General features: G+C 44.8%; 21 protein-coding genes. 9 read left to right on the top strand and 12 right to left on the bottom strand.

Annotation, left to right across the window (positions count from 1 at the left end; all coding sequences use genetic code 11):
• The first annotated feature begins 97 nt into the window (after positions 1–97).
• Both bioD and bioA read left to right on the top strand, forming a co-directional pair.
• The gene (gene bioD / locus CJD36_RS06150; RefSeq protein ID WP_105038259.1) at positions 98–727 is read left to right on the top strand and encodes a dethiobiotin synthase; all 630 of its coding nucleotides are present in this window, start codon (positions 98–100) and stop codon (positions 725–727) included.
• A gap of 210 nt (positions 728–937) precedes the next feature.
• Positions 938–2,221 (top strand): adenosylmethionine--8-amino-7-oxononanoate transaminase, encoded by a 1,284-nt coding sequence (bioA, locus tag CJD36_RS06155; RefSeq protein WP_105038260.1) that lies wholly within the window; start codon positions 938–940, stop codon positions 2,219–2,221.
• A gap of 150 nt (positions 2,222–2,371) precedes the next feature.
• On the opposite strand, the gene CJD36_RS06160 is transcribed toward bioA, so the two are convergent.
• The 5 genes from CJD36_RS06160 to CJD36_RS06180 form a co-directional block, all read right to left on the bottom strand.
• Positions 2,372–2,977 (bottom strand): hypothetical protein, encoded by a 606-nt coding sequence (locus tag CJD36_RS06160; RefSeq protein WP_105038261.1) that lies wholly within the window; start codon positions 2,975–2,977, stop codon positions 2,372–2,374.
• Positions 2,967–3,479: an RNA polymerase sigma factor gene (locus CJD36_RS06165; protein WP_105038262.1), complete on the bottom strand. Its 513-nt coding sequence runs from the start codon at positions 3,477–3,479 to the stop codon at positions 2,967–2,969. Before CJD36_RS06165 ends, CJD36_RS06160 begins: the two co-directional genes overlap by 11 nt.
• A 9-nt stretch (positions 3,480–3,488) precedes the next feature.
• The gene (locus tag CJD36_RS06170) at positions 3,489–4,379 is read right to left on the bottom strand and encodes an alpha/beta fold hydrolase (RefSeq protein WP_105038263.1); all 891 of its coding nucleotides are present in this window, start codon (positions 4,377–4,379) and stop codon (positions 3,489–3,491) included.
• 205 nt (positions 4,380–4,584) lie between these two features.
• Positions 4,585–4,773 carry a hypothetical protein gene (locus CJD36_RS06175; RefSeq protein WP_105038264.1) on the bottom strand — a complete coding sequence of 63 codons (189 nt, stop codon included), beginning with the start codon at positions 4,771–4,773 and terminating at the stop codon, positions 4,585–4,587.
• Positions 4,774–4,830: 57 nt separating this feature from the next.
• Positions 4,831–7,506 carry a T9SS type A sorting domain-containing protein gene (locus tag CJD36_RS06180; protein WP_161499222.1) on the bottom strand — a complete coding sequence of 892 codons (2,676 nt, stop codon included), beginning with the start codon at positions 7,504–7,506 and terminating at the stop codon, positions 4,831–4,833.
• 171 nt (positions 7,507–7,677) lie between these two features.
• Here CJD36_RS06180 and rlmN point away from each other — a divergent pair, with 171 nt between their 5' ends.
• Positions 7,678–8,739: a 23S rRNA (adenine(2503)-C(2))-methyltransferase RlmN gene (gene rlmN / locus CJD36_RS06185; RefSeq protein ID WP_105038266.1), complete on the top strand. Its 1,062-nt coding sequence runs from the start codon at positions 7,678–7,680 to the stop codon at positions 8,737–8,739.
• Here the strand turns inward: rlmN and CJD36_RS06190 are convergent.
• From CJD36_RS06190 to CJD36_RS06205, 4 genes are all read right to left on the bottom strand, one after another.
• Positions 8,727–9,296, bottom strand: a complete 570-nt coding sequence (locus CJD36_RS06190) for a DUF6992 family protein (RefSeq protein WP_133162522.1) — start codon at positions 9,294–9,296, stop codon at positions 8,727–8,729. The genes rlmN and CJD36_RS06190 overlap by 13 nt on opposite strands.
• 125 nt (positions 9,297–9,421) lie before the next feature.
• Positions 9,422–10,843 carry a pyruvate kinase gene (gene pyk / locus CJD36_RS06195; protein ID WP_105038268.1) on the bottom strand — a complete coding sequence of 474 codons (1,422 nt, stop codon included), beginning with the start codon at positions 10,841–10,843 and terminating at the stop codon, positions 9,422–9,424.
• A 62-nt stretch (positions 10,844–10,905) separates the two neighbouring features.
• A complete protein-coding gene (locus CJD36_RS06200; RefSeq protein WP_161499223.1) occupies positions 10,906–11,382 on the bottom strand; it encodes a CAP domain-containing protein in 477 nt (158 codons plus the stop codon).
• A 118-nt stretch (positions 11,383–11,500) separates the two neighbouring features.
• On the bottom strand, positions 11,501–12,478 hold the full coding sequence (locus CJD36_RS06205) for a GlxA family transcriptional regulator (protein WP_105038270.1): 978 nt from the start codon (positions 12,476–12,478) through the stop codon (positions 11,501–11,503).
• Positions 12,479–12,636: 158 nt separating this feature from the next.
• On the opposite strand from CJD36_RS06205, the gene CJD36_RS06210 reads away from it, so the two are divergent.
• The gene (locus tag CJD36_RS06210) at positions 12,637–13,020 is read left to right on the top strand and encodes a VOC family protein (RefSeq protein ID WP_105038271.1); all 384 of its coding nucleotides are present in this window, start codon (positions 12,637–12,639) and stop codon (positions 13,018–13,020) included.
• Between the two features lie 187 nt (positions 13,021–13,207).
• Here the strand turns inward: CJD36_RS06210 and CJD36_RS06215 are convergent, their stop codons facing one another.
• Positions 13,208–15,109, bottom strand: a complete 1,902-nt coding sequence (locus tag CJD36_RS06215; protein ID WP_105038272.1) for an OmpA family protein — start codon at positions 15,107–15,109, stop codon at positions 13,208–13,210.
• A 92-nt stretch (positions 15,110–15,201) separates the two neighbouring features.
• On the opposite strand from CJD36_RS06215, the gene CJD36_RS06220 reads away from it, so the two are divergent.
• Together CJD36_RS06220 and CJD36_RS06225 are read left to right on the top strand one after the other, a co-directional pair.
• Positions 15,202–16,509, top strand: coding sequence for a DUF2130 domain-containing protein (locus CJD36_RS06220; protein ID WP_105038273.1), 1,308 nt, complete (start codon positions 15,202–15,204; stop codon positions 16,507–16,509).
• A gap of 61 nt (positions 16,510–16,570) precedes the next feature.
• Positions 16,571–16,891, top strand: coding sequence for a hypothetical protein (locus CJD36_RS06225; RefSeq protein WP_105038274.1), 321 nt, complete (start codon positions 16,571–16,573; stop codon positions 16,889–16,891).
• Between the two features lie 281 nt (positions 16,892–17,172).
• On the opposite strand, the gene CJD36_RS06230 is transcribed toward CJD36_RS06225, so the two are convergent.
• Together CJD36_RS06230 and CJD36_RS06235 are read right to left on the bottom strand one after the other, a co-directional pair.
• On the bottom strand, positions 17,173–17,403 hold the full coding sequence (locus CJD36_RS06230) for a YtxH domain-containing protein (RefSeq protein ID WP_105038275.1): 231 nt from the start codon (positions 17,401–17,403) through the stop codon (positions 17,173–17,175).
• Between the two features lie 108 nt (positions 17,404–17,511).
• A complete protein-coding gene (locus CJD36_RS06235) occupies positions 17,512–18,159 on the bottom strand; it encodes a porin family protein (protein ID WP_105038276.1) in 648 nt (215 codons plus the stop codon).
• A gap of 163 nt (positions 18,160–18,322) precedes the next feature.
• On the opposite strand from CJD36_RS06235, the gene prmA reads away from it, so the two are divergent.
• The 3 genes from prmA to CJD36_RS06250 all read left to right on the top strand — a co-directional run bounded on the left by prmA (position 18,323) and on the right by CJD36_RS06250 (position 20,626).
• A complete protein-coding gene (gene prmA, locus CJD36_RS06240) occupies positions 18,323–19,135 on the top strand; it encodes a 50S ribosomal protein L11 methyltransferase (protein WP_105038277.1) in 813 nt (270 codons plus the stop codon).
• Between the two features lie 115 nt (positions 19,136–19,250).
• Positions 19,251–19,886, top strand: coding sequence for a glycerol-3-phosphate 1-O-acyltransferase PlsY (gene plsY, locus CJD36_RS06245; protein WP_105038278.1), 636 nt, complete (start codon positions 19,251–19,253; stop codon positions 19,884–19,886).
• A gap of 113 nt (positions 19,887–19,999) precedes the next feature.
• Positions 20,000–20,626 (top strand): spermidine synthase, encoded by a 627-nt coding sequence (locus tag CJD36_RS06250; protein ID WP_105038279.1) that lies wholly within the window; start codon positions 20,000–20,002, stop codon positions 20,624–20,626.
• Positions 20,627–20,756 lie beyond the last annotated feature (130 nt).

A 20,756-nucleotide genomic window follows, 5' to 3' on the forward strand; every position in this document is an offset into this window, starting at 1 on the left:
ACCGTGTTTTGAAAACCCTTTATGACGCCAACAAAAGTTCGTCAAATCAAAATCAAAGACAAACCTCTGCTTTTAATTAAACGCGCTGTAATCATCCATGAAGAAAATATTTGTAACAGCTATAGACACCAATGCCGGTAAAACTGTGATATCGGCTATACTTGCTGAGGCATTGAAGGCAGACTACTGGAAGCCGGTACAGGCGGGAGAACTGCATGATACGGACACCATGAAGGCACGTGCGCTGGTAAGTAATAATGTGTCAGTATTTCATCCTGAAACATACCGCCTGAAGACGCCTATGTCGCCGCATGCAGCAGCAGCCAGAGATGGAATAACAATAGACCTTAATGCAATAACACTACCCAACACAGAGAATACCATTGTCATAGAAGGAGCCGGCGGACTAATGGTGCCGCTTAATGATAATGAGTTTGTGGTAGATCTGATAAAGAAGCTGGACGCAGAGGTAGTATTGATAAGCAGGCACTACCTGGGGAGCATCAATCACACACTGCTGTCAGCAGCTATATTGAAGCAGCATGGAATAAAAGTGAAGGGCATTATCTTTAATGGCGATGAAATAGAAGGTACAGAAGAGATCATACTAAAGCATACGGGCTACAAGCACCTGGGCACTATTGGTGAGGAGGATGTTGTGGATAAAGAGATGGTGAGCAGGTATGCTGGTTTGATTGCTGAAGTGCTTAATGACGCAATGGCTTAAGGAGGTATTGGTGTTGCCAAAACGAATACGTCCAAACGTGAGATTGCTTCGCGAAGGGCTCGCAATGACACGCCTCAACCTCAGCCCTTCTCCAAAGGAGAAGGGAGCGCTAAAGTCCACGCTATCGCCTGGTGGCTGTCATTGGTTTACGATTGTGGGGCATCCAGCCCACCCTAGCAAAGACCATGTTATTTTATAGAATAAGAAACAATGAGCAACAATACAAAGGCAGACTGGATATCCAAGGATAAGGAGCATGTGTGGCATCCGTTCACACAGGTGAGTTATGCGCCGGCGAATGTGGTCATTGAGCGGGGCGAAGGTGCGTGCTTTATAGATATTGATGGCAACAGGTATATAGATGGTATATCATCGTGGTGGGTAAATCTGCATGGGCATTGCAACCCGCATATTGTTGCATCAGTTACCAAGCAAATAGGACAGCTGGAGCATTCTATATTCGCGGGGTTTACCCACAAGCCGGGCATAGAGCTGGCGCAAAGGTTATTACAGCATCTACCCTCTTTCGACAAAGTTTTCTTTTCTGATAATGGCTCCACCTCAGTCGAAGTGGCGCTGAAGATGACGTTCCAGTACTGGAGCAATAAGGGCACACCCAAGCATAAGGTCATCGCCTTTAAAGATGCTTATCATGGCGATACATTCGGTGGTATGTCTGTTGCTGCACGTAATGCGTTCAATCAACCATTTGAGGCACTGTTGTTTGATGTGATCTCCATAGATCTTCCTACAGATGATAACATGAATGCACTGTTGCTGCAATTAGAATCTATCCTGCAGCTTGGCGATGTATCGTGCTTCATTTTTGAGCCATTGGTATTGGGTGCATCGGGTATGCTGATGTATACGCCGGAGCATTTACAATTACTGATAGATCTGTGTCGTAAATACGACTGCCTGACCATAGCTGATGAGGTAATGACAGGGTTTGGCAGAACCGGCAAATTTTTTGCTACCGATCACCTAACCAACAAACCAGATATCATCTGTATGTCGAAAGGCATAACGGGTGGATTCTTCCCACTTGGGGCAACGGCCTGTAAGCAGTTTATCTTCGACGCCTTTATCAGCAACGATAAGATGAAGACCTTCTTCCACGGGCATAGCTACACCGGCAACCCTACTATATGTGCAGCCGCACTGGCAAGTATGGATCTTATGGAAAGTGACACCGTGCAGCAACAGATCAATTTCATAACAAATAGCCACGCAACATTTGCAAATGAACTGGCCAACTGCAGCAATATAGAAGGAGTTCGCCACACAGGCACTATACTGGCATTTGACATTAAGACCGGCGAGAAAACAGGTTACCTGAATAATGCCGCGGAACCGCTGGCAGAGTTCTTTATTAAGCGGGGCATCATACTAAGACCGTTGGGTAATGTGTTGTATGTATTGCCACCCTATTGTATAAGCGCTGATGAGTTGGGAAGGGTGTATGACACGGTGAGGGAGCTGGTGGGAGTCTGAACCGTGATTTACAGGATTAAACGATAGACATGATCCCGTTTTTTGGGCGAGTCTCAAAGAGAACCAGCCCGATGTGCCGGTCGGGAGACCGGCAGCCGCAAGGACGTAGACAGAGTCTACGCCCAGCGATCTTGTTAGTACTTTCGGTTTTTATAGTGCGTCCATTCTCTCTTTCATTTCTGTCATTTCGGCGATCAGATCATCTATGTTTTTTAGTTGCTTTTTCTTCTTGGTGAACCTCATTAAAAGCTGCATACCCCAGATATAGATGGAGATAACAGCGGGGATGATCAGCTTCATTTGTAAGCTGCCCTTCATTGTAACATCGTAACAGTAGAACATAAAAAGTAACCAAAGCATAAAGGCATAGATCCACGAATAGCGGGTGATGAGCATGCGCTGCCAGCGCAGCTTACGGATGTATTTATCTAAGTAAATGTTACTGGCAGTATCGGCGGTAAACTTATCGAATGACAGCCCCCTCCATAGCATTGCCAGGTAGATGCACATCATAACGAACATCATAAAAATACTCCCGCCAAAGAAGATAGTATGCCCCTCATGAAAAGAACAATAAACCCAACCGAGGTCAACAAAAACTAATAGAAAAGTTACAGAGACAAATATGTTTACTCTCTTCAGTTTGCGTTGTTGTTTAGTCCATTTAGATGCAAGCTCATCTATCATCTCCGGCTTTAATTCGGGTATATCTACAGGCTGTGCTTTCCAGCTTTTTTGCAGTTCATCAAAGTCCATAGTCATCAGTTTTTTCGTTCATCAATTTCAGCAGTCGGGCCTTTATACGTGTGATGCGTACACCTATGTTATTGGTATTACTTCCTGTTATTTCGGCAATCTCCTTATAGCTCAGATCTTCCAGCACCAGTGATATCAGCAGCCTGTCGTGTTCCTCTAGTTTACTGATAGCTATTGATAATTGATTGAGTTGCGCTTCTTTTTCTAATACAGGCTGCAAGCCTTCTTCGGGTAAGTTAATATACTTAGGAAGTTCATCGTGTTTGTACTTACTATACTTTGTGTTGTAGGTGATAGCGGTGTTTACGGCAATACGGTATATCCAGGTGCTCATTGCCGCAGCGCCTTTATAGTTGTCCATGCTTTTCCACACCTGCACCAGTATTTCCTGGTAGAGGTCGGCCGCATGCGACTTATCATAGAGGTAAGCCAGGCAGATACGGTATATAGCTCCCTGGTTTTCCTTTACAATGCCGGCAAAAAGTTTGTCTCTCTGTTCCAAAGCTCCGGCTTAGTTATTCTTTTGCAGAAAGGTATCCATTTCTTTGTAGAACCACAACGGGTTGTCGTACATAATGAAATGGCGCGTCTTTCCATCGGCTACGTGAACAGTGCATTGAGTACATGCCTTATACTGATCACCGAATGTTTTGGCTACCGACTCTCGGGTAAACTGGGGATACTGAGGCATAGCGCTATATGCCGCAAGTACCAGCACCGGCACCTTTATACGGGCAATGTCTTTCCTTATGTCTTTACCCAGCATTTCGCTCATAGTATAAGCCATTGTACGCTTGTCTGACTGCTGTCCCCATGTGGCTATCATATCCCAACGGGTGGAATCGAGACACATGAATTTGGTGATCATCATCTGGCTGGCTTTTAGTTGCTGGTCATCCATTTTAGTATATCTGTCTAAAATACCTTTTGCCTGCGCTTCGCTGAAGGTGTCTGCCGCATTGGGGTTATTGGCACCAGCAAAGAAAGGCATAGCATCTACCACCACTATCCGGCTTAGCGAACTATTCATATCCATACCTATTGACAATGCCAGGAAACCACCTATAGAGTGACCTACAAGGATGACATCTTTTAGCTTATTGTCGGCAATGTATTGTTCTATTTGTGTTCTTACCTTATCCAGATAAGGGCCGCCGGCCATTGGAGCTGTACCGGCATAACCTGCTATAGTTATAGCGTGTGTCTGATATTTACCATTCCAATGAGCGATGGTCTCGTCCCACTCTGCACCACTGCATGTAGCACCGGGTATCAATATTACGGGTTGCCCTTTGCCCGATACCTTTACCGTAAAGGCATCGTACTTATTTTGTGCCAGCGCCATGTGGCAATAGAAAAGAAAGGTAAGAATGGCGAGTATCAGTTTAGCTCTTGTGCTCATAATAAGTGTGTTTATTACTTAGTATGGGCATTGAATGTTTTATTACAGGGTGGGGAAATATTTTTTAGCGTTAGCCCACAGCACCTATTCCATAAACACGTGATACCTTCGGCATCGTGTCTAAATAATTATCTGGTTTGCTATAGACATGTGACACCTTCGGCATCATGACGTTCAGTACACGTCCCTTTAGTATCCTTTACTTTTACTGTGTTTCGATATTGTTTACCGATCCATATTCTTCAATAGCCAATGTCCAGCGATTTATAATGAAATAATATTGGTTGTTCTGAAAGTTGTATCGCTTGTGCCGGGACATAGTTTTACGTTTCACCATCCACCTCAGGTAGAGTGCTAAAAACAGGAGCCAAGGAATACCAACTAAAATGAGCATAAGTAAAGATAAAAAACAATAACAGAGCTATTGGCCAAATAAAAAGGATAATGCAAATCACCTGATGATAACCATCCTTTTAGTCATAATATTACCCGGCAACGAGACCGATAAAAGGTAAATACCCGAAGGTGCGTCTGTTTGTATGGTTAACGGGATGCCTATGGTAATTGGCAGTGCTGTTATCTTTTGGCCGGCAATGCTGAATAGTGTCACCATCCCTTCTTCGCCTGCCTGCCCCTTGGTTATGATAGTAAAAGATCCGGTTGATGGCTGCGGGAATATGCTGAACGTCCCGGCTTCTCTCTCTTGCGATGTAATGCCCAGATAATCCCCCTGTACCACCTTTACGTTGCTTGATACGGTTGCTGGCTGGGCACAGGGAAGACTGCTTGTAACGATGCAGTACACCGTATCGCTGGCATATAGTTCTGTTGTAAACGTTGCAGAAGTAGCCCCTGGTACAGCGATCCCATTTTCATACCACTGATATGTTGGTGAACTGCCGCAGTTGGTAACTGTGGTATAAAAGTGTACCCACTCCCCCGGAAAGTCGACACTGTCGTTACCATATGACATAACATCTATTGAGGGAGTAACAACGGGATCTACAGTTAGTGCAATAGCGGCATAGGCAGTATCAGTTGCGAGGCATGCTGCATGGTCGCTGCTTATCATGCGGCACTGCACAATATCGCCCGAAGATGGGACATAGCTGAAAGGGTTTCCGGTAGCCATAGCCATACCACCAACACTCCACAGATAATCAGGAGCAATACCTCCGTAGGTAGGATGTGCTGTCAGGGTAGTCGGAAATCCATCACAGTCTATCAGAGGGATGTTAGTGATGCTGACAGCAGCGTATACGTATGGATACATGTTGATGACCTTAGTGTTGGAAATGGTTGTAGCCGGCAGGGCGCAGGCTGCGCTGGTATTCATTTTGCACACTATAGTGTCTCCATTCATTAATGCGGCAGTGGTGTAAGTGGCAGTTGTAATACCAGCAGGCATCCCATTTCTGTACCAATGCCATACCGACGTTGTACCACCATGGATTGCTGTGGCAGTATACACTACACTGCTTCCGTTGCATATAGTGTCGGCCGAGGAGGTGATGCTTACCGCAGCTGTTGTGGTTGTAATTACATTGATCGTGTACGTTGCCGTATCATCGCTGCACTGATGGTTGATGTACGAGATCGCAGTAGTGCCGCCACTTATACCACTTACAACGCCATTGGTATCGACCGCAGCAATACTACCGGTACCGCTCCAGGTACGGCCAGAAGGGTTGCCTGAAAGATGAACAGTGTCTCCTGTGCATACAGTGTGCGCACCCCAGATAGTGATGGGCAGATGTAAACCGCCTACGCCGGCATGAAATATGGCAGTGTCTTCGACAAGCCCGTCAGATACGGCGTAGCTGAAGGTGTCAGTTCCGGTGTAACCGGCAAAGGTAGTATATGTAAATCCTCCGGCACAGGTTACAGTACTGCCGTTAGATAAGCTTGTGAAATTGCCTGAAAGGGTACCATGCGCCGGAAGACGGCAGGCACGCCATGTGAGCTGCTGCTGGGTATTCGTATCTGTTATCCCAAGTAATGAATCTAAGCCAAAGCCACTTGCACATACAGTAATATGCTGCCTTTTGCCGTGGGCAAATGCCGGGTGGTAGTTTTTTACGTATCTGACACGATTGTCAATATTATCTGCAATATACAAACTGCCATCTGCATCAATGTAAATGCCCTCCGGAAGGCTGACCTCTGCAGCGGAAGCTGGCCCCCCGTCGCCTAAATATCCGAAGAAAAGCCCGTTTCCGGTATACACATTTATCGTTCCGGCAACATCAATTTTACGAACATAATTATGTTCACCAATGTACACGTTGCCTGAAATGTCTGCTACCACTCCTCTTGGATAGTAGAGTGCAGCAGCTGTAGCCGGCCCACCGGTACCGGTCAGGCTACCTGTCCAGCCATTGCCCGCAATGGTAGTGATGATACCGGAGGCTGACACTTTGCGGATGTATGCATTACAATCTGAAAAAATGATACTTCCAGCCGGACCTTTGCATATCTGCCACGGCCTATCTATACCAGCTGCAGTTGCCGGCCCGCCATCGCCGGAAACAGTCATAGTGCCGTTGCCGGCAAAAGTGCTTACCACTCCTGATGGAGATACCTTACGGATCCTGCAACCACTTTCTTCACATATATACACGGCTCCCGAATTATCGATCAGTATTCCAATAGGATCAAAAATATTAGTTGCCGTAGCCTGTCCGCCGTCGGGAGTAAATGTTGTAAATCCCGTTCCGGCAAACGTTGTGACTATGCCTGACGTGGATATTTTTCTGACCCTGTTGTTGCCTCTGTCTACCACATATAAGTTGCCCGCAGTATCAAGGGCCATTCCATATAATTGAGTAAACTGCGCATTGGTTGCCGGGCCACCGTCGCCACTAAAACCCGACACGCCCGTTCCGGCGATAGTTGAAATAACACCTGAAGGCGTTACCTTCCTAACCATGCTCATTCGCTGGTTGATATACAGGTTGCCCACCTTATCCTTAATTATACAGGTCGGGCCCCATATCCCGGCAGCAGTAGCCTGTCCACCATCGCCGGATGAAGCCAGCGTACCGTTGCCTGCTATTGTAGTAATGATCTGAGCTTGTGAATAAGAAAACAGCAATACACAAAAAATAACAGGTAATAAGGCTTTCATAATCATCAGTTTATTTAGCAAATGTAAAAATAAACTAATGCAATATAGCAATTAACTAAAATTAATTTTTGTGGAGTGATCCGCTTGAATTGATCATTTATGTATAAGTGAGTTATAAACCGCTAACATATGTTTATGATTTAAACTGCGTATATAATGTATCTTTGCCGCATGAAGAATTTGCGTGACAGCAGTCTGGCTGAACTGGAGGAAATGATGGCAAAGCTGGGGGAACCTAAATACAGGGCAAAACAGGTGTATGAGTGGATATGGCAGAAATCGAGCGGCGATATCAATGACATGAGCAACCTGCCTAAGGCGCTGAGAGAGAAACTGAGTGCCGAATTTACGATACCTAAAGTAAGGAATAACCATAGCCAATACAGCAGCGACGGAACGATAAAGAATCGCCTGCAGCTGCATGATGATTATTTTGTAGAAAGTGTGTTGATACCCGGCGATAAGCGCCTTACGGCCTGTGTATCATCGCAGGTGGGCTGCTCACTGGCCTGTAAGTTTTGCGCAACCGGCACTATGGACCGCAAGCGCAATCTGGATTTTGACGAAATAGTTGATGAGGTAACCTTACTGAACGACATAGCAATAAAGCACCATGGTAAACCATTAAGCAATATTGTGTTCATGGGCATGGGTGAGCCATTGCTTAACTATAGCAATGTGTTAAAGGCAATTGACAAGATCACTTCACCTGATGGATTGGGTATGAGCCCAAGGCGCATTACGGTATCCACAGCAGGTGTTGCCAAGATGATCCGTAAGCTGGGAGATGATAAAGTAAGGTTCAAACTGGCACTCTCGCTGCATGCGTGCAATGACAAGAAGCGCAATGAGATCATGGCCATCAATGAGACCAACAACCTGAAAACACTGGTTGAGGCATTGAACTATTTCTACCAACAGACAGGCAATAAGATCACATTTGAATACATACTGTTCAAAGACTTTAATGACTCTATTAAAGACGCTGATGAACTGATAAAGATATACAGGCAGGTACCTGCCGACCTGGTCAACATCATTGAATACAACCCTGTAGAAGGTATTCGTTTTGAAAAGCCTGACGAAGAAAGGACCGAAGCTTTTCTGAAATACCTATCAGCCCATAAAGTGAATGCACATGTGCGCAGAAGCAGGGGTAAAGACATTGATGCAGCTTGTGGTCAGCTGGCTAATATAGACCTAACATCGGTGCCGGTTGCTCAGAATGTGTGAACATAACTGAAACCGTTTCCGGTAAACCGCATTTCATCTAATATAGTGGCCCAATGGCCACTATATTTGTTATGTGACAGTAGCAAAATATTGTCGAATGCCAGCAGGAAAGCCCCCTGTATCATAATAGACCGGCCAAAGCCAAGATAAAGCTGTGGATTGTTGTGATCTGTAGTGCCGAGATTCATTAAGTAATACCCTCCGGCTATATAGGCAACATCAAGCCCCATATTAACGAGCAATACCTTCTTATCTTGCTTATAGTGGTTATATGCTTTATTGAAGTCCACTCTTTCCCTTGCCTGGTTCTTTATTCTCGAGAACCCATAAGCAGCAATACCGGTATTTACAATACCCCAGGCAGCATTCATGCCGTGGAAGTATTTCCATTGGTCGTCTTTTGCGGCAAAATAGCCGGCAGCGCCTACGGCCGTATTGGCAATACCCCATCCGGTCAGCACCTGCATACCCTTCAGGTTAATTATTAGTCGCTGTTTGTTGTACTCCTTTACCGTATCTCTCAGGTTCATCTGCGCCGAGCAGGAGGGCCTGACCATGACAATAAGCAATATTATGAGGAGGTATCTGAAACGCACCGGTATTTTAGATTTAGATCACAAAACTAAGGGAAAATAAAACGCCCCGATAAACGGGGCGTTTTTACTAAGTATTGCAGTCCCAGTTATGCTACCCTGGTCAGTTTGATCATGTTTGTTGGCAGGTGCTCATGAATTGGTACGCTGCCGGTATTGATAACTACATCACCGCTGTTCAGCAGTCCTTTTTCTTTAAGAATGGCTATCTGGTCGTTGATGGTCTCATCCATGCTTTCTTCTTTATCGTAGTAGAAAGCCTGTACACCCCAGCTAAGGCTGAGCTGATTAACGAGGGTATGTGTTTTGGTAAATACATACAACGGAGACAAAGGCCTGAAGCTGGATAGCATAAACCCTGTGTAACCCGACTGTGTCATTCCTATCAATGCATTTGCTTTTACATCCTTAGACATTTCGCAGGCATTATAGCAAACCGCATCGCTGTAGAATGACGGCGAATGTGGCTGTGGTGTAAGGTTACGGTTGTATACTATCTCTTCTTTTTCCACTTCCCTTATTATGCTCACCATAGTGCGGATGACCAACTCAGGATATTGTCCCATAGCAGTCTCACCACTCAGCATTACCGCATCGGCACCCTCTAGTACTGCATTGGCAACGTCAGTAATTTCACTACGATTAGGGCGCGTACGGTCTATCATACTCTCCATCATCTGGGTAGCAATGATAACCGGCTTAGCACGGTGAATACACTTGCGGACAATGTTCTTCTGAATCATCGGGATCTGCTCCAGCGGCAGTTCTACACCCAGATCGCCACGGGCTACCATTACCGCATCAGAAGCGAGAATGATCTCCCGCAGATGCTCCAATGCTTCCGGTTTTTCTATCTTAGATATGATTTTTGCATTGCTGCCTTTTGCCTTAAGTATTGCGCGAAGGTCATTGACATCATCGGGGCGGCGAACAAATGAAAGGGCCACCCAGTCTATATCCTGGCTGATGATGAAATCCAGATCGCGGAGATCTTTTTCAGATAATGATGGCAGGGAGATTTTTGTATCAGGCAAGTTTACACCCTTCTTAGAAGACAGTAAACCAGAGGTCAGTACTTCAACCTTTACCTTGTTTTCTTTTGTTATTTCCTTTACCAATACTTCTATCTTACCATCATCAAGCAAGATCTTCTCGCCTATCTTCACATCCATGTGAAAGTTAGGATAAGAGATATAGATATTGGCAAGGGTACCTATTGTCTTTTCATTAGAGAAGTAGAATTCATCGCCCTTAACCAGGTCGAGACCATTGTTCTCTATATCACCTACGCGAAGTTTTGGCCCCTGCAGATCGGCAAGTATAGCTATATTGAACGGAAACGTGCTGTTGATAGCTTTAATGTGCTCAATAACACTCTGATGCTGTTCGTGAGTGCCATGAGAAAAGTTGAGTCTGAAAACGTTTACACCCTCTTGTACAAGGGCAAGTAGTTTTTCATAAGTATTAGATGCCGGACCTACGGTGGCGATGATCTTGGTTTTATGTAGCATGCTACAAATATAACCTTATTGGCTAAATCAGTAAATGGCTAAAAAGTTAATTATATATACGGCTAATTTTTTATAAATATCTGCGTATAGTACGTCTGACCATTAGCCGCAGTAGCAACACCGATTCCGGTGAGTGTAAAATCACCCTCTATATTCTTCTTGTGGTGCGGACTGTGCAACCAGTTGTAAACAACACGCTCAGCATCGCCTGTGGTATATTCGACATTTTCGCCCGATGCGTTGGCACCTTTTATGGCAGACATCAACCGATCGGAGCGACCATCAAATCCATCATGTCCGAAAGAAACCTTACCGCCGGCCATATTCTTACTGTGTCTGGCAGCCTCTTTATTTATAGCGTCATTCATCTTCAGTGGCTTTAAGCCTATGCTTACTCTGTGCTTATTGATGAGGGTATGTATCTGCTCGGCTGTAGCCTGCGTGGCATGAGTTGCATGGCGTTGTGCAGTTACCGTGGTGGTGATGCCCACCGTTGTTGTAGTTATGAGTAGTGCCGTTGCTATTATCCTGATATTCATATTGGTGGTAGTACTAAAATCGTGCCGTTTTTTTGGTGGTTCGTTTTGAAGTTTCCCAGGGTTAAAACCCTGGGCTAACATTATTAGCCCCTTCAGGGCTATGTCTTTGGAAGCTCCACTACACCATCATTGGGGTATTAATGGAGTACTTCTTTCTGTATTCTAATGGTGATAGACCGGTGATCTTTTTAAAGGTAGTTCTGAATGCCTTGCCATCTGTATAGCCTACCGCATACATTACTTCATTCACATTAGTACGGCCGGTCTCGAGGCTTTTCTTAGCTGCTTCCACGCGCACCCGCTGCAGATATTCAACGGGTGTATTGGCAGTAGCTTTCTTAAATCTACGTTCAAAATTTCTGCGGCTGATAGAGAATAACCCCGCTACCTGCTCTATAGTTATCTTCTCGCCAACATTAGATTCCATGTATGTTTGCGCCTGTTTAATAGGCTCATCTTCATGGTCTTTTTGTCCGTTAAAAATAGCGAACTGAGACTGGCAGTCGCGGTCTATTTCTATCTCCATAAGTTTGGCTAAGAATATAGCAACGTCTCGCCCGCAATACTTCTCAATGATGTATAGCACAAGATTAAGAAAGGAATAGGCACCACCACTTGAATATGTTCCCTGCTCATCGGTAATGATCTTATCTGCCATCAAGGTTACATCAGGAAACATTTGTCTGAAAGCATCTGCCGCCGCCCAATGTGTAGAACAATGCTTACCATCGAGTAAGCCCGTGGAAGCCAGTAAAAACGAACCGGTACATAGACTGGCTACTTCAGCGCCACCCGCATAGGCATCTTTGATCCAGGGAATAAACTCCATGTTCAATGCAGTATTATCAGCCTGTATAGCAGGGATGATGATCAGATCACTTTTTTGCACATTAGCCAACATGGTATCGGGGTGAACGGAAAATGCACCGCCGTGCAGCGTAGATGAGTTTTCCAACCCAACAAGAGCCACCTTAAACATTGGCTGCCTGCCTGTTCTCAACAAGTATTGATTGGCAGATACAAAGATCTTGTATGTACCCAGCACACTGCTCATTATGTACTCCCCTTTTGGCACGATGATTGAAATATGTTTCATGATGCTGCTTTTAGATATGAAAACAAATCTACGGTTATATGTTGGCGCAAACAACCCCTCATATTGGCGTGTTAACACACGATAGAAATGAATGAGAGTCGCTAAGTTTGCTCTAACAAAAACAAGACAATTTTTTTCACCAACAAAACAATTTTTTTATGGACAGCACAGCAAATGCGATCAACTGGTTCGAGCTATCAGTAAACGATATAGCAAGGGCAAAGAAATTTTATGAAACCGCTTTTAATATGACCATGCAAGAAATGGAAATGATGGGCATGAAGATGGCCATGTTCCCTATTGACAATATGATCGGCAAGGTAGGTGGAGCGTTGGTACAGAGCGCCGGTCATAAGCCAAGCATGGACGGAGCGAAAGTATATATAAATGCTAACCCAGACCTGGCAGATGCCCTGGGGCGCGTAGAAGAAGCAGGTGGTAAAGTAACAATGCCTAAAACGAAGATCAATGAAGAGAGTGGCTATATGGCATTCTTTACCGACAGTGAAGGCAACATGGTAGGTATGCATTCTAATAAGTAGACCAAGCTTGTGGTTTTGCAATGCAATAAAAATGCTATGGTGGGGATCCCGAACCATGGCATTTTTGTTTTTTAGCAGGTAAGTGTTTTAAAACAAATAGGCCCCGATGACCCATGTAATTTGGAGACGCAAAATCTTGCGTCTCTACGAACCAAATCAATGCCTGAAAAATAAATTACAGATCAAATCATCTCCTCAATCTCACTTCTACTCTTCTGTTTTTCTTTTGTCCTTCTTCGGTGTCGTTGGGGGCTATGGCATTGGCTTCACCCCATCCGCGGGCGGTGATCGAGGTTTCGCTTACCCCTAGCTTTATCAGTACGCTTGCTACCTGCTGTGCGCGCTTGTTAGACAGTTCTTCATTAAGCATTGGCGTGCCGGTATTGTCGGTATAAGCATTTACATACAGTATGTAATCCCTTTCGAGCAGAAAGGGATCTATACCCTTTACAATCGCGGCTACATCGGCATTGGTGAGTTCTACTTTATTGATATCAAAATGGATGGTTGCCAGCAGGCTATCGTGTATAGGTTCTTTGTAATCATCGGCCAGCATAGCTACATTATGAACATAAGGGTCGTAAGTGTATGGCCTGTCGAAAGTAAAGGTGTCCTTAACGTCTGTATAGCCTATATGAGTGGTGTGCATGGCGTACTCAATATTCATAGACAATGGCATGAGAAAACTACCATCACCACGGTTACTCTGGAAGGTGTAGATAGTATCTCCGTTACGGGCATTCATCAAATAGATAGCTGCGAAGTTGAGCGGCTGTTGCAATATGCTATCGTAGATGATGCCTTTGAAAAAGCTGATGGGATCGGGCTGCATTTCACTCGATACTGATGTTTCATAAATATCATAGTTACCGGGCGGGCCCTGCCTGTCTGATGCAAAATATAACTTCTTACCACTTGCGACGATCCATGAGCTCTGCTCATTGAATGCTGTATTGATAGGGTATCCGGCATTCTCTACCTTACCCCAGGTTAAATCATTGATCTTCCTGCTGATGAAGATATCTGTACCTCCCAGCCCGGGGTGACCATTACTGGTGAACAGCAATGTCTTATTATCCAATCCTATGAAAGGAGATGTTTCATCGCCAGCCGTATTCACCACCGGGCCTGCATTTACCGGCAGCTGCCAGCGGCTGTTCTCGAAACGAGACATCCAGATATCCAATCCGCCATAGCCGCCTGATCGGTCACTCACAAAATAAAGTGTGCGGTTATCGGGAGATACACAGGGCATACCCTCATAGGCAGGCGTATTAATAGTACCACCAAATGTTTGCGGGATAGACCATTCGCTGTCTACTGCAAGCCTGTAGGCCATAAACAGATCGAACCCACCGGCAGCCCAACCATTATCGGTGCGATTATCATTGCGTGCGAAGAACAAGTAGTGACCATCGGCGGTAATGAACTGCCCTTCTTCATGGCTAATAGTATTGGGTGGCGTGCCCATATTATCTGGATGCAGCCATTCGCCACAACTATCATCATGAGCCAGGAAAATATCTTCGTCCATGTTATTCACCCTGCGGGTAAAGTATATGGTATTGCTATCTGAAGTAAGCACCGGATATAGCTCAGCGTACTTACTGTTGATACGAGCGCCTAAGTTTACCGGCCAATCGGCATGCATATTTCTATAGGCGTTCTGTATGAACCAAGCCTGATCGCGGAGCTTGTTCCATGCTGCTGCATCCTTGCCACCCATGCGCGGATTAATGATCTTTAAGGCACTATCGGGCATACCCGCTGCCAGCAAACTTTTGGCTAATGGCCTGGCAAAGTAGTTGCGACCATTAGGGCATTTTAAGGACGCATCGCTGAATATCTTTGCGGCGTCTGAGAACTTCTGCTGGGTATAATACCACTCGCCCAACTGACTGTAAGCATTTGGTGAATGTGGTTCTTTCTTTATGGAGCGCAGCATCTTTCTATACGCCTCACTCTTGTGCCAGTTGTGCCAGTTTTCCTGTGCCGACTTGTAGAAATGCCTCGCCCTTCTGTGCGTCTGTCCGAAAACAGTACTACACAGCAGTATACAACATAATAACAAGCCTATTTTCTGACGCATTGAGCTGAAAAGTACATCAAAAATAAAAACTAACTGAAGATGACGAAATAATTCTGAAATTTGTTTGCTCAACAGGCGCCGCCCATATACATATGTCTACAACCATAATCTGCCCCAATTGCAATCACCAGTTTGAACCAACCGAAGCACTTGCCCAAACCATTAAGGAAAACATGCGCAAGGAGTTCAATCAGAAATGGGCCGACCAGATAAGTGTGCAGAAAAAGGAATTTGCACTGCGCGAGCAGCAAATTCTGTCTCAGCAGGAACAAGTACAAAAAGCACAAGACCAGCTAAAAGCACAGCTACGCCAGCAGGAGCAGGAAATGGCCAAAAAGCTGGATGAACATAAAAAGACTTTAGAAAGCGAAATATCGCTGCAGTTAACGCAGAAGATAAAGAGCGACTACGAGAATGAGCTGGTGATGCTGAAAGATGCTAATAAGACCAATGAAGCCAAACTCACCGAGGCCCGCCAGAAAGAACTGGAGTTCTTAAAACAAATGCAGGCATTGCAGACGCGTGAAGCAGAACTGGACCTGGAGATACAACGCAAGATGGCCGATGAACGCTCTAAACTGGGCGAACAGATAAAGAAAGAAGAAGAAGAGAAGAATAAGCTGCGCGATGCAGAATTCCAGATGAAGCTGAAAGAAAAAGATAAGCAACTGGAAGACCAGCGGAAACTGGTAGAAGAGATGAAGCGCAAGGCAGAGCAGGGGTCTATGCAGCTGCAAGGAGAGGTGCAGGAATTGGCGCTTGAAGAGTTATTGAGGCATTCATTCCCCTTTGACCTGGTAAGCGAGGTGGGCAAGGGCGTAAGAGGGGCCGATTGTATACAGACAGTCCGCAACAGCTACGGACAGGAGTGTGGCAAGATCATCTTTGAGAGTAAGCGTACCAAAGACTTTAGCGATGAATGGATAGAAAAGTTAAAGGCTGACTTGCGCGCACTGGGTGCAGATGTGGCTGTGATAGTTACCCAAGCCATGCCTAAGGACATGGAAGATTTTGGCGAACGCCAGGGTATATGGATCTGCAGCTTTGCCGATGCGAAGCCACTGGTGCATGTACTGCGCGATGCGGTGATAAAAGTATACAATGCAGGCAAGAGCCAGGAGAACAAAGGGGACAAAATGACCCTGCTTTACAACTACCTCGTAAGCAGTGAATTTGCAGAGCAATGGGGCGCTATACGTGAAGGATTTATGGGTATGAAAATATCCATACAGAAGGAGCGCGACCAGATGGAGAAGCTCTGGAAAGCCCGCGAAAAACAACTGGAAAAGGTGTTGCTGAATGCAGCACACATCCGCGGATCGATAGAGGGCATATCAGGTATGGATGTGGATCTTGATCTGTTGGGGGATGGGAGTTTCGGGGCGTTGAGCGAGGGGTAGTTGTCTGAACCATGATTTATAGGATTAAAGGAAAAACAGGATACCAATTCACATAAACCTTATGAAAAAGTTCAAAGTCCTATTAGTGATTGTCTTGTTGTTGAATGCATTATATAGTGCGTACATGTATGAGTACTATGCCTATAATAGTAAAACCTCATCATTTGCAGTGACCTATTTTAATAAAGATTTGTCAAATCCAAAGCTTAATCATGAGGAGACGATGGTTTTAATTGAGCATTGGAAGTGCGTTAATATTGAATGCGATAAAAGCAAAAAGGAATGGTTAAATATAATGTTGTTCAATGTAGTGATTTTATTTCTTGTGGTGGTTGTGCCAAGGGCGAACAAAAAAAGCAGCAAATTCGAATTAATGGAGTGACTAAGGCCGGCAATTATTTGACCCTGTATCGTCATGATTTTAGGAAAAGAAGTATAGGAAAAAAGTGACAGCTCGTAGAGACGCAAGATTTTGCGTCTCTACACAACATGGTCTCGGTGCTGGCAATACAGATAATGTGCCCGCCGCTTGGGAGACGCAAAATCTTGCGTCTCTACGAACACGTGAAAGAATGCGGGATATCCTGCTTTATCTAATACAAAAAAATAAGGCAGAGAAATTGTGGTTTCTCTGCCTTTTGTTCTAACGTGTAAAAAACAATCTTAGCTCATTTTGCCCTTTGCTTCAGAAGCTTCCTTCTTGAAGGTATCAACGAGGTCGTTGAACTTTTCTTTTACCGCATCAGCGAGGTCTTCGCCTTTGCCGGTAATATTTTTGCGGGTATCAGCGCCCTTTGCAGGTGCATAAAGGATACCCAATGCCACGCCTATAGCAGTTCCTACCATTAGGGCGCCTATGATCTTTTTCGTGTTTGTGGATGTGCAGAAGTCCATGTTGTTTAGATTTTATAGTTTAATGAAAAATTGTGTGTTGGTAATAATCGGATACTTACCCAAATGTCATACAAAATGTGTGCCGCGGGTATGACTTTCGTCATTTTATCAGATCCTGAAACCCATTGTCAGCTGCAACCACTGGTTGCGGTAGCGTGGTGTGGTAGATGTGCCGTCTCCGTTGTTATTAGACAGATCCCAACCCGCTCTAGCAGATATCACCACATGCTTGATGTTCACATCCAGTCCGCCAATAAGGCCGAATATATTCTTGCGGGCATTTTCATTCTGAAATTCCTGCTCTGTAGCGGTGCTGGCAGAACCAAAGCGTGTTACATCTTTCTGATGAAGGAGGTAAGAATATTCCGGACCGGCCAATATGGTAAACATAGTGCTTGGCTTTAGGGCAAACAGGATGGGCACATCAAGGTAAGTGGTTGTTCTTGTGTTGGAATAGAAATTACCCAGGAATGTTCCCGATGACTGATATCCTTTCTGTGAGATCAATACCTCCGGCTGAATGCCTATAAAGTGAATGATAGGGATAGTAATAAAAGCACCACCTGCAAAACCCGTTCTTGCATCTGCCTTAAAATCCTGACCTTTTTCGTCCCATACATTTGACCTATTGATACCGGCCTTTAAACCAAAGTAAAATTTTTCTCCGCGCTTCTCAGCCGGCACATCCTGCGCCATAACATTTCCTGTTATTGATAATAATGCTATTCCTAATGCTACCAGTGTCTTATTCCTCATGATATAAATTAACAGCAGCTCATAAATTGATTCCGCTATTCATAACATTCTCAAAATCATGCCACGGCGAAAACATAGTGAATATCAGGTACTGATCCTGGTCATGCTACTGGTCTGATGATGCAACGTCATGCGCCCATTTTAAAATATTTACCTTTGCGCCATGAATTACGTAGAAGTAACGATCAACAACATTGATGAAGACCAGCAGGAAATACTGGTAGCGCAATTATCGGATGCAGGGTATGAGGGGTTTGTGCAGTCGGCAGATAGCTTACAGGCCTATATTGATGAACCTACGTATGATGCAACTGAACTGAAGGAAATTACAGGCGACAGCTTCTTTGAGACTAAAATTATACCCAAGCAGAACTGGAACGAGGTATGGGAAAGTAATTTTGAACCGGTGATAGTAGAGGATTTCTGCACCATAAGGGCCGACTTTCATGACATTGAGGTTACTACCCCATATGAGATCATTATTACCCCAAAAATGTCGTTCGGTACCGGGCACCATGCAACTACACAACTGGTGATGATGGCCATGAAGCATATGGACATAGCCGGCAAAACGGTTTTCGACTTTGGTACAGGTACAGGTGTATTGGCTATAATGGCCGAAAAATTGGGTGCCGCATCAGTATTTGGCATTGACAATGACGAGTGGAGTGTGGAGAATGCACTGGAGAACCTTGGTCGCAACAACTCGACCAGGATAACCGTAGAACAAAACAACACCGACCTGTTGCCACAGGCACAGTACGACATTATACTGGCAAACATAAACCGGCACATATTGCTCCAGTACATGCCGCAACTGGCTACATGTACTGTTAAAGATGGCATAGTTTTAATGAGTGGGCTACTGACATCCGACAAGGATATTATCACAGCCACCGCTGGCGCACAAGGCTTAGAATTATTTGATTATCAGGAGCTTAATAACTGGATAGTTTTATCATTCAGGAGAAAATAAGTGGAATTTCATAACGAAAAAAAATTAAAAATAGCATAGTCTTTATCTAATGCGCTATTAGGAAATCTGATGTGCATAGTTTAAATTTGTTTTTGTCATTAATCACAATTTGATAATGTTAATAGCAATTCTTCTTGTTTTAGCTTATTTGATCGGATCTATTCCTTCAGCGGTGTGGGTAAGCAAGTGGGTGTTTGGTTTAGATATAAGGGAACATGGCAGCGGAAACGCCGGTGCTACCAACTGTTTCAGGATATTAGGTTCTAAAGCTGGTTCGGCAGTAATGCTTATGGACATGCTTAAGGGCTTCCTGGCAGTAAAACTGGTTATTTTATCAGGTCTGCCGCATTATTGGGAGGCCTACAGGAACTTAGAAGTATTCTTAGGACTTGCATCGGTACTGGGGCATATATTCCCTATATGGGCAGAATTCAGGGGCGGTAAGGGTATCGCTACCCTATTCGGAATGATCTTATCTATTCAGCCTGCAGTGGCTGTGAGCCTGGTGGCTGTTTTCTTCTGCATGCTGTATCTTACCCGCTACGTATCACTGAGCTCAATTACTGCCAGCATAGCGTTCCCGGTAATGATCGTTTTCATATTCAATGCGCATGAGCTGAGTTACAAACTATTTGCTATAGCCACGGCCTGCCTTGTGGTGTTGACCCACTATAAGAACATCAGCCGTTTAATTAATGGCAATGAAAGTAAGGTAGGTTTCTTCCGTAAGAAGAAAGACCGCCATCAGTGATCCTTTAGCCACACAATACACCCGTAAAGAATATAGGGGAGGTAGTATCCAATAACGTAAACAGCTCTCCTGTGGCTTTCGACATAGAAAAAATACCGATTCACAAACGTATCATGAGTTTTTTTCACCCTGTGTGGCTCAGCCATCACCAGAGTGATATAAACCCGTACCTGGAATTACTGCTCTACAAGGGCCGCGTGCAGCTGGCAACCGCCGATGCGCTATATTCTGACGGCGTAGAATATACACCTGCAATAGGTGTACTTAACGACCTTAAAAAATTTCTCCCGCAAGTAAAAAGTGTACTTATCCTTGGTGTAGGACTGGGCAGTACGGTCAGCATTATTCGTAAGCGGGGTTATAATCCAGCCTTTACGCTGGTTGAAATAGATAAGGTGGTGCTGAGACTTGCACTCGAATTTCTTTCGGAAGACAGCGAAGCTAAGATAGATGCCGTATGCAATGATGCGCAGGTATTTGTAGCGGAGAACACCAAACAGCATGACCTGCTGTTCATAGACATTTTTAATAGCCGTACGGTACCCGATTTCGTTTCGTCGCTATCCTTCCTTTCCAATTGCCGCAAGAGCATTGCTCCCGGTGGGCGAGTTGCCTTCAATTATATCATCAACAGCGAAGAAGAATGGGTAAGAACCCAGAAGACCTTCGCATCTGTTTTCCCTAAACACCATGTGATCAGTTCTGATATCAACAGGTTGTTTATTGGGGAGGTTGTCTGAACCCTGCCTACCGGCAGGCAGGCAGGATTTTTAAAGTATTAAAAGATTTTCATGATGCCTGACGGTGTGGCACACGTCATGGGATTAGATGTGGCACACCTTGGAGGTGTGCCACATCTGGTTGCCGTAT

The organism is Flavipsychrobacter stenotrophus, assembly GCF_002954265.1.
In the GTDB taxonomy this organism is placed as follows: domain Bacteria; phylum Bacteroidota; class Bacteroidia; order Chitinophagales; family Chitinophagaceae; genus Flavipsychrobacter; species Flavipsychrobacter stenotrophus.